The 12,594-nt window shown below is 57.3% G+C and carries 10 protein-coding genes; 7 read left to right on the top strand and 3 right to left on the bottom strand.

Annotation, left to right across the window (positions count from 1 at the left end; all coding sequences use genetic code 11):
- Window positions 1–9 precede the first annotated feature (9 nt).
- The 4 genes from xylB to uspE all read left to right on the top strand — a co-directional run bounded on the left by xylB (window position 10) and on the right by uspE (window position 5,051).
- Window positions 10–1,479 carry a xylulokinase gene (gene xylB, locus QCD69_RS08415; RefSeq protein WP_301251691.1) on the top strand — a complete coding sequence of 490 codons (1,470 nt, stop codon included), beginning with the start codon at window positions 10–12 and terminating at the stop codon, window positions 1,477–1,479.
- Between the two features lie 55 nt (window positions 1,480–1,534).
- Window positions 1,535–2,827: an MFS transporter gene (locus QCD69_RS08410; protein ID WP_253453976.1), complete on the top strand. Its 1,293-nt coding sequence runs from the start codon at window positions 1,535–1,537 to the stop codon at window positions 2,825–2,827.
- Window positions 2,828–2,974: 147 nt separating this feature from the next.
- Complete coding sequence (locus tag QCD69_RS08405) at window positions 2,975–3,730, top strand: FNR family transcription factor (protein WP_125287641.1); 756 nt, start codon at window positions 2,975–2,977, stop codon at window positions 3,728–3,730.
- 370 nt (window positions 3,731–4,100) lie between these two features.
- Window positions 4,101–5,051, top strand: coding sequence for a universal stress protein UspE (uspE, locus tag QCD69_RS08400; protein WP_253453971.1), 951 nt, complete (start codon window positions 4,101–4,103; stop codon window positions 5,049–5,051).
- A 55-nt stretch (window positions 5,052–5,106) separates the two neighbouring features.
- Here uspE and pntB read toward each other — a convergent pair whose 3' ends face one another.
- Together pntB and pntA are read right to left on the bottom strand one after the other, a co-directional pair.
- Window positions 5,107–6,495 carry a Re/Si-specific NAD(P)(+) transhydrogenase subunit beta gene (gene pntB / locus QCD69_RS08395; RefSeq protein WP_301251688.1) on the bottom strand — a complete coding sequence of 463 codons (1,389 nt, stop codon included), beginning with the start codon at window positions 6,493–6,495 and terminating at the stop codon, window positions 5,107–5,109.
- A 10-nt stretch (window positions 6,496–6,505) separates the two neighbouring features.
- A complete protein-coding gene (gene pntA / locus QCD69_RS08390) occupies window positions 6,506–8,038 on the bottom strand; it encodes a Re/Si-specific NAD(P)(+) transhydrogenase subunit alpha (protein ID WP_253453967.1) in 1,533 nt (510 codons plus the stop codon).
- 516 nt (window positions 8,039–8,554) lie between these two features.
- Here pntA and ydgH point away from each other — a divergent pair.
- Window positions 8,555–9,505 (top strand): DUF1471 family protein YdgH, encoded by a 951-nt coding sequence (gene ydgH, locus QCD69_RS08385; RefSeq protein ID WP_253453965.1) that lies wholly within the window; start codon window positions 8,555–8,557, stop codon window positions 9,503–9,505.
- 265 nt (window positions 9,506–9,770) lie between these two features.
- Window positions 9,771–11,162 carry a basic amino acid/polyamine antiporter gene (locus QCD69_RS08380; protein WP_301251687.1) on the top strand — a complete coding sequence of 464 codons (1,392 nt, stop codon included), beginning with the start codon at window positions 9,771–9,773 and terminating at the stop codon, window positions 11,160–11,162.
- Here QCD69_RS08380 and QCD69_RS08375 read toward each other — a convergent pair.
- Window positions 11,159–11,572: a hypothetical protein gene (locus QCD69_RS08375; RefSeq protein WP_125287647.1), complete on the bottom strand. Its 414-nt coding sequence runs from the start codon at window positions 11,570–11,572 to the stop codon at window positions 11,159–11,161. The two genes, QCD69_RS08380 and QCD69_RS08375, sit on opposite strands and share 4 nt — an antisense overlap.
- A 178-nt stretch (window positions 11,573–11,750) precedes the next feature.
- On the opposite strand from QCD69_RS08375, the gene rstA reads away from it, so the two are divergent.
- Window positions 11,751–12,482 (top strand): two-component system response regulator RstA, encoded by a 732-nt coding sequence (rstA, locus tag QCD69_RS08370; RefSeq protein ID WP_253453961.1) that lies wholly within the window; start codon window positions 11,751–11,753, stop codon window positions 12,480–12,482.
- Window positions 12,483–12,594: the final 112 nt, after the last annotated feature.

Here is a 12,594-nt window from a genome sequence, read left to right as displayed (position 1 = left end):
GAGTCGGTAATGTATCTCGGGATCGATCTTGGCACCTCTGAAATCAAAACGCTGGTTATCGATGCCGCAGGCGAAATCGTGGCCGCCAGCGGTGTAAAACTGGACGTACAGCGGCCGCAGCCCCACTACGCGGAGCAGGAGCCGCACAGCTGGTGGCTGGCGCTGGAGCAGGCCATTGACGAGCTGCGCCAGCAGGCTGGTGCTCGCTGGCAGCAAATCCGCGCCATCGGGCTTTCCGGCCAGATGCATGGCGCGGTGCTGCTGGACAGGGAAAATCAGGTATTGCGCCCGTGCATATTATGGAACGACACGCGTAGCGCAGCCGAGTGCGAGGAGCTGACGCAACGGGCTGCCGACCTGCACAGCGTGGCGGGCAATTTAGCGATGCCCGGTTTTACCGCGCCGAAGCTGCTGTGGGTCGCCCGCCATGAACCCGAGATTTTTTCTCGCATCGCCAGCGTTCTGCTGCCTAAGGACTATCTGCGCTGGCAGATGTGCGGTGAAAAGATCAGCGATATGTCCGATGCCGCCGGTACGCTGTGGCTGGATATCGCCAGGCGCGACTGGTCGGATGCCCTGCTGGCGGCCTGCGGGCTGAACCGCGACCAGATGCCGCGGCTGACGGAGGGATCGCAGCCCGGCGGCAGGCTACAGGCTGATGTCGCGCGGCGCTGGGGCTTGCAGGAAGGTATAGTGATTGCGGGCGGCGGTGGCGATAACGCGGCCAGCGCGGTCGGGCTGGGGGCGATTGAACCCGGCGACGCTTTTATTTCCCTTGGCACCTCCGGCGTGCTGTTTGCGGTCAACGATCGTTTTCGTCCCGCGCCGGCCTCGGCCGTACACGCTTTTTGCCATGCCTTGCCCGATCGCTGGCACCAGATGAGCGTCATGCTGACGGCGGCCTCCAGCCTGCGCTGGCTGTGCGATCTGCTGAACGCCACCGAAACCGATCTGCTGACCGAGGTGGCGGCGCTAAGCGAGACGGTTCAGCGCAGCGCCCCGCTCTTTTTGCCCTACCTTTCCGGTGAACGCACGCCGCATAACGATCCGCAGGCCACCGGCGCTTTTCATGGTCTGACCCATGCCACTAACCGTGCAGCGCTGGCCTATAGCGTGCTGGAGGGCGTCGCCTTCGGCATTGCCGACGGCCTACAGGCGTTGCGGGCGGCAGGCACCGAGCTGGAAAGCTGTTCGTTGACCGGCGGCGGCGCGCGAAGCGGGTTCTGGGCGCAGCTGATTGCGGATACGCTGGATCTGCCGATAGTTACCCATCAGGGCGGCGAAGCGGGCGGCGCATTGGGCGCGGCGCGTCTGGGCTGGCTGGCCGACGGCGGCGATCCGGCCGAGGTCTGCCGTAAACCTGCCGTGCTGCGGCGCTATCTGCCCAATGCGCTTCGTCATCATCATTTGCAAAGGCGGCTCGACCACTTCCGCCTGCTCTACCAACAGCAGCGCGATGCTCGCGCATCCGGTTTCTGAACACTGATGCGGACGCCTCAGGCGTCCGTCACCTGCACGCCTGAGAGGAAATATGATGAAATCAGCCAATAACTGGTTCGGCCTCCCCTTGTCGTTAATATGGGGTTATATCGCCATCGCCGTCTTTATGAGCGGGGACGGCTTTGAAATGGCTTTCCTGTCGAAGCACATTACCGATCTCGGCTTTTCGCCCGCGCAGTCTGCGCTGGTGTTCACGGTTTACGGCGGCGCAGCGGCGCTGGCGGCCTGGAGCTCCGGCGTAGTCGCGGAGATCATTACGCCGCAGCGCGCAATGCGTATCGGTTTTCTACTGTGGGTAGTGATGCATATTCTGTTTATGACGCTGGGCCTGGGGCTGCGCAACTATCCGCTGATGCTGCTGTTCTACGGCATTCGCGGTCTTGCCTATCCGCTGTTCATTTATTCGTTTGTGATGCTGATTGTGCAGAACGTGCCTAAACACCAGCTCTCTTCCGCCATGGGCTGGTTTTGGGCGATGTATTCCATCGGCATCGGCTGCGTCGGCAGCTATCTGCCCAGCTTTACCATTCCCTGGCTCGGTGAAACCGGCACCCTGTGGTTTGCTATAGCCTGGGTAGCGGCTGGCGGGCTGATGGCGATGACTCTGCTGCGCAAGGTCGGCGGCGAGAGCGAGAAAGCCAATCTTTCCCCACGTGAAAAACTGACCGAGCTGTCGCGGGCCGTGACCATTCTCTTCACTAACCGCAACATCTTCCTGGCCTGCCTGATCCGCATTATCAATACGCTGTCGCTGTTTGGCTTTGCGGTGATTATGCCGATGCTGTTCGTCGGGCGCCTGGGCTTTACCATGTCGGAATGGCTGCAAATCTGGGCGGTATTCTTTTTCGTTACCATCTTCACCAATATTATGTGGGGCGTGCTGGGCGAATATATCGGCTGGATCCGTCAGGTGCGCTGGTTTGGCTGCCTGGGCTGCGCGATTTCCAGCCTGGCCTTCTATTACCTGCCGGTGACCTTTGGTCATAACTTCTGGATGGCGCTGGTGCCCGCCGTCATGCTGGGCATTACCGTCGCGGCGTTTGTGCCGATGACGGCGGTATTTCCCGTGCTGGAGCCGAAGCATAAAGGTGCGGCGATCTCCATCTACAACCTCTCCGCTGGCCTGAGCAATTTTCTTGCGCCCGCCATCGCCTCGCTGGTACTGCCCTTTTTTGATATCAAGGGCGTGGTCTGGACCTACACCGCGCTTTACCTGTTAGCCGGGGTGCTGACGTTGATTATTCAGGTAGAACAACCCTCCAGAAAAAGCGCCAAAAACAACCTTAATAACTACGGTTCAACGGCCGCGACGCCCGATAAAACGTAGGTTTGGCTTTTGGCACTTTTTTAAACGGGACGTCACCAAAAGTGACGTCCCTGTTTTTTATGTGGCTAAAAAGGCCTGGATGAGTTCCCTTTGCTGAGCAAAAAATGTTAAAATTGACCTCAATCAATAATCACTCGAGCCAACACTATGATCCCGGAAAAACGTGTTATCAACAGACGTATCCAGTCTGGCGGTTGTGCGATTCACTGTCAGGATTGCAGCATCAGCCAGCTCTGTATTCCTTTCACGCTGAACGAGCACGAACTCGATCAGCTGGATAACATCATCGAGCGCAAAAAGCCTATTCAGAAAGGGCAAACGCTGTTCAAAGCCGGTGACGAACTGAAGTCGCTGTATGCCATTCGTTCCGGGACCATCAAAAGCTATACCATTACCGAACAGGGCGACGAGCAGATCACCGGCTTTCACCTGGCGGGCGATCTGGTAGGCTTCGACGCCATCAGCGGCGGTCAGCACCCCAGCTTTTCTCAGGCGCTGGAAACCGCTATGGTCTGCGAAATTCCTTTTGAAACCCTGGACGATCTGTCTGGCAAAATGCCCAGCCTGCGTCAGCAGATGATGCGGCTGATGAGCGGCGAGATTAAGGGCGATCAGGAGATGATCCTGCTACTGTCGAAGAAAAATGCGGAAGAGCGTCTTGCCGCCTTTATCTATGGCCTTTCCCGCCGCTTCGGCGAGCGCGGCTTCTCCCAGCGCGAATTCCGTCTGACCATGACCCGTGGCGATATCGGCAACTACCTCGGCCTGACGGTTGAAACCATCAGCCGCCTGCTGGGCCGCTTTCAGAAAAGCGGTATGCTGGCGGTGAAAGGCAAATACATCACTATCGAAAATCATGAGGTGCTGTCGCAGCTGGCTGGTCAAAGCCGCGCGATTGCCTGATGCTATGCCGGACTGGTTCGCTAGTCCGGCTGCTTTTCTTCGACCGGTGACCCGGTGCGTTAATCCATCTGTTTTTCCATTCTCTGGCCCGGTACGTTAATCCGCCTGTTTTTCCATTCTCTGGCCCGGTGCGCTGACCTGGCAGTTTTGTCCATCCTGCCGCTTGATTTGCGTCTTTTCACTCGCCCTTCACTATGCTGTCATAGCCCCCGTTTAGCCGTTTTCGCGCGGTGGAAAAGCGGGCAGACGACCGTACCAGCCGCTTTTAGCGATCCTTTTGTTATAATATTGATCTGGCTATAACTTTTTCTTTCTTTCCCGACGTTGATTGGGCTATCTTTTAAGCTAACCAGCGTATGGAGGACCCGTTATGGCTAAGTACCAAAACATTCTCGTGGCGATCGACGCGCAACAGGACGACCAGCCAGCGCTGCGCCGTGCTGTCTATCTTAATCAGCGCCTCGGTGGTCAGATCACGGCTTTTCTGCCTATCTATGATTTTTCTTACGAAATGACGACGCTGCTGTCGCCCGACGAGCGCGTCACCATGCGCAAAGGGGTGATCAGCCAGCGCACCGAATGGATCCGCGAGCAGGCAAAAGCCTATCTGGCCGCGGGCGTGAACATTGATATCAAGGTGGTCTGGCATAACCGCCCCTACGAGGCGATTATTCAGGAAGTGCTGGACGGCGGCTACGATCTGCTGCTGAAGATGGCACATCAGCACGACCGACTTCAGTCGGTGGTGTTTACGCCTACCGACTGGCACCTGCTGCGCAAGTGTCCCTGCCCGGTATGGATGGTAAAAGACCAGCCCTGGCCGGAAGGCGGCAAGGCGGTAGTGGCGGTAAATCTCGCCAGCGAAGAGCCACATCACGACCCGTTGAATACTCAACTGGTCAAAGAGACGCTGGAGCTGGCGAAACAGGTCAACCATACCGAAGTCCATCTGGTTGGCGCCTATCCTGTTACCCCGGTAAATATCGCCATTGAGCTGCCCGACTTCGATCCCAGCGTTTACAACGATGCGATCCGTGGTCAGCACCTGCTGGCGATGAAGGCATTACGGCAAAGCTTCAGCATCGACGAAAAGTTTACTCATGTAGCAAAAGGCCTGCCGGAAGAAGTGATCCCGGACCTGGCGGATCGGCTGGACGCTGGCGTGGTGGTGCTTGGCACTATTGGCCGCACCGGACTGTCAGCGGCTTTCCTGGGCAATACGGCGGAGCAGGTTATCGATCATCTGCGTTGCGATCTGCTGGCGATCAAGCCGGAAGGCTTCGTATCGCCGATCGAACTGGATGATGACGAAGACGACTGATCGTTAGTCAAAAAAGAGGCCGGGGAACTCCCCGGCCTCTTACCTTCAGCGCCTGTTACAGCGCTTTCAGAATGGCATCCACCGTGGCTTTCGCATCACCAAACAGCATCTGGGTGTTGTCACGAAAGAACAGCGGGTTCTGCACGCCGGCATAGCCGGTGTTCATGGAACGCTTAAAGACCACCACGTTCTGCGCTTTCCACACTTCCAGCACCGGCATCCCCGCGATTGGGCTGCGCGGATCTTCCTGCGCCGCCGGGTTGACGGTATCGTTGGCGCCAATCACCAGCACGGTATCCGTTTCGCTGAAGTCGTCGTTGATTTCATCCATTTCCAGCACGATATCGTAAGGCACCCGCGCCTCGGCCAGCAGCACGTTCATATGGCCCGGCAGACGTCCGGCGACCGGATGAATGCCAAAGCGCACCTTAATGCCCTGCGCACGCAGCTTCTCGGTGATTTCCGCTACGGGATACTGCGCCTGCGCTACCGCCATCCCGTAGCCTGGGGTGATGATCACGCTGCGCGAGTTTTTCAGCAGTTCCGCCGTTCCCTGCACGTCAATTTCGCGGTACTCGCCCGCCTCCTCGCCTTCGCCGGTCGAGCTGCTGTCGGTGCCGAAACCGCCTGCGATAACGCTGATAAAGGAGCGGTTCATCGCCTTACACATAATGTAAGAGAGAATGGCGCCGCTTGAACCGACCAGCGCGCCGGTCACGATCAGCAGGTCGTTGCTGAGCATAAAGCCCGCCGCCGCCGCCGCCCAGCCCGAATAGGAGTTGAGCATAGATACCACGACCGGCATATCCGCGCCGCCGATGGAAGCCACCAGATGCCAGCCGAACGCCAGCGCAATGATGGTCATCAGCAATAGCGCAAAGCCCTGCCATCCCGTGCTGTCGGTGCGCACAAAGATAATCAGCAGGCAAAGCGATACCACCAGCGCCAGCAGGTTAAGCCGGTGCCGGTGCGGCAGCGCCAGCGGCCGGGAAGAGAGTTTCCCGCACAGCTTGCCCCAGGCGACCAGCGAACCGGTGAAGGTCACCGCGCCGATAAAGATACCGATAAAGACCTCAGTGAGATGAATGTTCTCTATCACCGCATCCATTCCGGGCGCGTGATAGAGATAGCTGTTAAAGCCCACCAGCACCGCAGCCAGGCCAACGAAGCTGTGCAGCACCGCCACCAGCTCCGGCATTTCGGTCATTTCGACCTTTTTTGCCAGCCGCACGCCAATCGCGCCGCCGATCACCATCGCCAACAGCACCCAGCCGACGCTGCTGCTGTCGGGGCCAAGCAGCGTCGCCAGCAGCGCAATCGCCATGCCGCTGATGCCAAACAGGTTGCCCTGCTTAGCGGTTTCATGCTTCGACAGCCCGGCCAGGCTGCAAATAAAAAGAATTGCGGCAACAATGTATGCTGCAGTCACTAATCCGCCAGACATTGATTACCCCTTAGTTCTTACGAAACATTTTCAGCATGCGCTGAGTCACGGTGAAGCCACCGAAGATATTGATGCTGGCAATCAGCACGGCAATAAAGGAGAAGAAGCTGACCCAGCCGCCGTGCCCCATTTGCAGTACCGCGCCGACCACGATGATGCCGGAGATAGCGTTAGTGACCGACATCAGCGGCGTATGCAGCGCGTGGCTGACGTTCCACACCACGTAGTAACCCACCACGCAGGCGAGCGCGAACACGGTAAAATGGGTCAGGAAGGCGGGCGGCGCAACGTTAGCGAGCCAGCCGAACAGCACGATAGCCAGCGCAAACAGCGCATATTTTCGGAAGGGTGAAGCAGGTTTCGCTTCTGGTTTCTCTGGCGCTTTGGCGGCCGCAGGCGCCGCTTTCGGCGCGGCGGAAACCTGAATCGGCGGTGCAGGCCAGGTGATTTCGCCCTGGCGCACCACGGTTACGCCCCGGATGACCACATCGTCGAAGTCGACAGTAATCTCGCCATTCTTCTCCTTGCAAAGCAGTTTAAGCAGGTTGACGAGGTTGGTGCCGTAAAGCTGTGAGGATTGACCAGGCAGGCGGCCCGGCAGATCGGTATAGCCGATAATTTTCACGCCGTTTTCAGTTGTGGTGACCTGGTCCGCTACGGTCAGCTCACAGTTGCCGCCGGTTTGTGCCGCAAGATCGACAATAACGCTGCCTGGCTTCATGGCAGCCACCATGTCGGCAGTGATCAGTTTCGGTGCAGGTTTGCCGGGGATTAGCGCAGTGGTGACAATGATATCCACTTCCTTCGCCTGCGCGGCGAACAGCGCCATTTCCGCTTTAATAAAGGCCTCTGACATCACTTTCGCATAGCCGTCGCCGCTGCCCGCCTCTTCCTCGAAATCGAGTTCAAGGAATTCCGCGCCCATGCTCTGCACCTGCTCTTTCACTTCCGGGCGGGTATCAAAAGCACGCACGATAGCGCCAAGGCTGCCTGCCGCACCGATGGCCGCCAGCCCGGCGACGCCTGCGCCGATAACCATCACCTTAGCCGGTGGCACTTTGCCTGCGGCGGTGATCTGGCCCGTAAAGAAGCGGCCAAACTCATGCGCGGCCTCGATGATCGCACGATAGCCGGCGATGTTAGCCATCGAGCTGAGCGCATCCAGCGACTGCGCGCGGGAAATACGCGGCACCGCATCCATCGACATCACGGTGACGTTGCGCGCCGCCAGCTTCTCCAGCAGCGCCGGATTTTGCGCGGGCCAGATAAAGCTGACCAGCGTACTGCCCTCACGGGTTTGCGTAATTTCTTCATCCCCGGGCGCGTTGACTTTGAGCACGATATCCGCCTGCCAGACGGCGTCGGTATCGACCAGCGTAGCGCCCGCTGCGGCATAAGCGTCGTCGTCAAAGCTGGCTAACCTGCCTGCGCCCCGCTCCACCGCCACGCTGAAGCCCAGCGCCAGCAGCTGCTCAACCGTTTTGGGCGTGGCGGCGACTCGCGTTTCATTGGGCAACCGCTCTTTGGTAATTCCAATCAGCATAGTATTCCCTTTCATCAGAGGTAAGACGATTTCTTACTGCGGCGGCGCGGCTTAAGCGCCACCTGTTTTACTGCGAACACCTTATAAACTACTGAAAACGGCACGGTCATACCAGCCGTTGCCGTACCGTTTGCCCTTTTTATATCTGAAAAATTCGGCGCAGGCGGCAAAAACGCGATTTTCAGCGCTTATTTCGCGATGTTCCTCGCATAATCTGCTAAGGAAAAGTAACAAAACGGTAAAGAAGCGGCGACAAAAGGTAATATTTAACAGCCAATTAACTGTAATAACGATAGTATTTAGTGGCTTAAGTGGTAAAGCCGTTGGCAAAGGTATTATTTAACATTTTTTTAATATGACCTGCCGCCGCTGCGCTTATCGCGGTGCCGCCTGACTCAAAATGGCTGAGACAGGACGCATTATTACATGCAATAATCGAGAGCTAATCTGTTACACATCAAGAGTCCAGCACGTTTTCGTACTCATTTTTTTTGCGCAAGGCGAAGGATTATTTTTATGAAGCTGAAGATTACTATTCTGGCATCAGCCCTGTTGTCGCTCACCTCACTTTCCGCTTATGCGGCCCAGGAACTGACGCCGGAAAAAGCGGCGGCGCTGAAGCCTTTCGATCGCATCAGCATTACCGGCCGTTTTAATGCCATTAACGAAGCCAACGAGGCGATTTCAAAACGTGCCGACGAGCTGGGCGCGAAAGCTTTTTACGTACAAAGTATTAACGACAGCAACAACAATGGCGGCAACTGGCGCGTGGTGGCGGATATCTATCGCGACGATGCGCAGCCGGCGCCGAAATCGCAGGATCGCGTGATCAATGGCGTGCGCGAGCTGACCAAGTCGGAAGCCTATAAGCTGGAACCCTTTGATACGGTTTCCGTCAGCGGCTTCTACCACAGCCAGCCGGACGTTAACGACGCTATTACCCGAAAAGCGAAAGAGAAAGGCGCGGCTTCGTTCTTTATTATCCGTCAGATCGACGCCAACAGCGGCGGCAATCAGTATATTACCGCCTATGTTTACAAAGCCGATGCGAAAGCGCGCCAGGTGCAGTCTCCGGATCTGATCCCGGCCGATTCTCAGGCAGGTAAAGCTGCCATCGCCGCAGGCGGTACTGCCGCGAAGGCTGTGCAGATCCCCGGCGTCGCCTCTTCCGAAACGCCAAGCAATAAAGTTGGCCGCTTCTTTGAAACGCAGTCCTCTACCGGCGAACGCTATACCGTGAGAACGCCGCAGGGCAAAAGCGTGCAGGAAGTCAACGCCATTACCGCAGCGCAGATGCAGCCGTTCGACAGCGTCACCTTTACCGGCCACTTCGGTACGCCTACGGAGATCTCCGACGCCGTGGGCCGGGCCGCGATTGAGAAAGGCGCCAAGTATTATCATATTACTCGCCAGTGGTCTAACCAGAGCGGCGGCAACCTGACCGTTTCTGCCGACCTGTTTAAGTAAGCATCAGCAAAGGCGCGCCTGTACGTCTGGCGCGCCTCTCTCAGGCAAAACGCTACAGCGCTCACCGCCGCCCCGCTGCATAACTTCCCGCCATAATTTGCATACTCAATCACTTTTCGCCCTCTTTCGCATTGCATCTCGCTGGGCCACTCCGTAAAATCGCCGCCGGTTTCAGGGGATCTCTTCGGGTTTAGCCGTGCAAAGCGTATAAATTGCGAGCCATTCATCCTGTTATGGTTTTTTATTCTGGTTTTGGGATGCTTTTTTGGACAAAAAATTAGGTCTTACCGCGCTGACGGCGCTGGTACTGAGTTCCATGCTGGGCGCCGGCGTTTTTAGTCTGCCGCAAAATATGGCGTTAGTGGCCGGCCCGGCGGCGCTGCTGACGGGCTGGGCGATCACCGGCGTCGGCATTATTATGCTGTCGCTGGCGCTGCTGCTGCTGACCCGCCTTAAACCCGAGCTGGACGGCGGCATCTATACCTATGCCCGTGCCGGTTTTGGCGAGCTGGTCGGCTTCTGCTCGGCCTGGGGCTACTGGCTGTGCGCGGTTATCGCTAACGTCTCATATCTGGTGATTGTGTTCTCCGCCCTGAGCTTCTTTACCGACTCGCCGGGCCACGTGGTGTTTGGCGATGGCAATACCTGGCAGGCCATGCTGGGCGCTTCGGTGCTGCTCTGGCTGGTGCACTGGCTGGTGCTGCGCGGCGTGCAGACGGCGGCGAGTATTAACCTTGTCGCCACCCTGGGCAAACTGGTGCCGCTGGGGCTGTTTGTGGTGCTGGCAATAGCGGCCTTTAATCTTGAGCGTTTCCGCTTTGATTTTTCAGGCATCGAGCTGGGCGTGCCGGTTTGGGAGCAGGTCAAAAACACCATGCTGATCACGCTGTGGGTGTTTATCGGCGTGGAAGGCGCGGTAGTGGTTTCCGCACGGGCGAGGAACAAAAAAGATGTGGGACGCGCCACGCTGCTGGCGGTAATTGCCGCGCTGGTGGTCTATCTGTTGGTTACGCTGCTTTCTCTTGGCATTGTGCCGCGAGCGGAACTGGCCCAGATGCGTAATCCTTCGATGGCGGGCCTGCTGAACCGCCTGATTGGCTCATGGGGCGATATGGTTATCGCGCTGGGGCTGATCGTCTCGGTTAGCGGCGCCTATCTCAGCTGGACGATTATGGCGGCGGAAGTGCCGATGCTGGCGGCCGGAAACGGCACCTTCCCGCGCTCGCTGGCGAAGCAGAACGCGCGCGGCGCGCCCTCTGCCTCGCTTTGGCTGACCAATCTGAGCGTTCAGGGCTGCCTGATCCTGATTTGGCTGACCGGTTCAGATTACAACACGCTGCTGACCATCGCTTCCGAAATGGTGCTGGTGCCCTATCTTCTGGTCGGTGCCTACCTGTTTAAAGTCGCTCGCGCGCAGCAGAAAACGGCGGCGCTGGTCGTCGCATTGGGTGCCAGCGCCTACGGTTTGTGGCTGCTGTACGCCTCCGGGCCGCTGCACCTGCTGCTTTCCGTGGTGCTTTATGCGCCCGGGATGCTGCTGTTTATCTGGGCGCGCCGCAACGGCCGGGGAAATGGCTATCTGAATAAACTGGAAAAAATAGCGATGGGCGTGCTGATTGCCGGTGCTGCACCGGCAACGTGGATGCTGCTGCGTTAGTGAGAAAAAGCGGGCATGGCGATCGTTAACCGATCGTCATGCTGTTCCAGCGAAAGTGGCTTGACGTACTCTTCGCGGATAGCCTCAAGCTGCTGTTCAGAAAGCGGATAAGGCAGCAGGATTTCAAAGCGTTCAATGTGCTGTTGTTCAGCCAGGGTTATCAATCGGGCGATATTTATCTCATCGCTTACCTGGGTAGAAATGATTTGCAGCGCCAGCGCTTTCAGCCTTTCCGATGGCGGACAGGACTGGTCGGGCGAGTTTTTGGTCACCATGCCGAAAATAGGCATGACGCCGTAAATAGCGTCGACAAAGCTCCAGCGTTTTTTACAGGAAGCCGCGAGAAAATCGATATAGTTCAGGCAGATATGGCAATCCCGTCCCGTTGAAGCCAGCTCTTTATCAGACACCCTTTTCTCCCCTTTCTCCGTTAATCAACGCACCGCGTCGTCAGGCAACAACCCTGTCGAATATAATGACATATTTTACGCCATTTATACTATACATCGAGAGTTATTTAGCCCTGACTTATAGTAGTCAGCGTAAACATTGGGTAATGTTGTTACTCCCAGGTAAAAAAATGTCGCTATGAATAAAATAGTATTCGTTGAGGACGATCGGGATGTGGGCGAACTTATCGCCGCCTACCTGAAGCGTCATGATATTGAAGTGATCGTAGAAAGCCGTGGCGACCGCGCCGAAGCCACCATTGAGGCCGCCATGCCGGATCTGGTGATGCTGGATATTATGCTGCCCGGCAAGGACGGCATGACGCTGTGCCGCGATCTGCGCGCCAGCCAAACATGGTCCGGCCCGATTGTGCTGCTGACCTCGCTGGACAGCGATATGAATCATATTTTATCGTTGGAGATGGGCGCCAACGACTATATCCTTAAAACCACGCCGCCTGCGGTGCTGCTGGCGCGCCTGCGGCTGCATCTGCGTCAGGCCGCGACGCACAGCGGCGACGAGGCGGTGATTGCTCCGGCCATGAGCGCACAGAAAACCCTGCGTTTCGGCACGTTGACCGTGGATGCCGTTAACCGCCAGGTCACGCTGGGCGGCGAAATCATCGCTCTTTCCACCGCTGACTTCGATCTGCTGTGGGAGCTGGCGACGCATGCCGGATCGATTCTTAACCGCGATGCCCTGTTGAAAACGCTGCGCGGCGTGAGTTACGACGGCATGGACCGCAGCATCGACGTGGCGATCTCACGCCTGCGTAAAAAGCTGCTGGACAGCGCAACCGAGCCTTATCGCATTAAAACCATCCGTAATAAAGGCTATCTGTTTGCGCCACACGCCTGGGATACGCAATAAAAATCGTTCGTCTGGCGGATGTCGGTAAAATTTTGTTCTGCCGATCCGTGTCAGGACGATTGTGCAGCAGGCAGCCTTTTTGTTCTGCCGATTCGTTCAAGGACAATCGCGC

It is taken from the genome of Erwinia sp. PsM31 (assembly GCF_030433775.1).
Taxonomy (GTDB): Bacteria; Pseudomonadota; Gammaproteobacteria; order Enterobacterales; family Enterobacteriaceae; genus Erwinia; species Erwinia aeris.
This window is presented reverse-complemented; position numbering and strand designations above follow the sequence as displayed.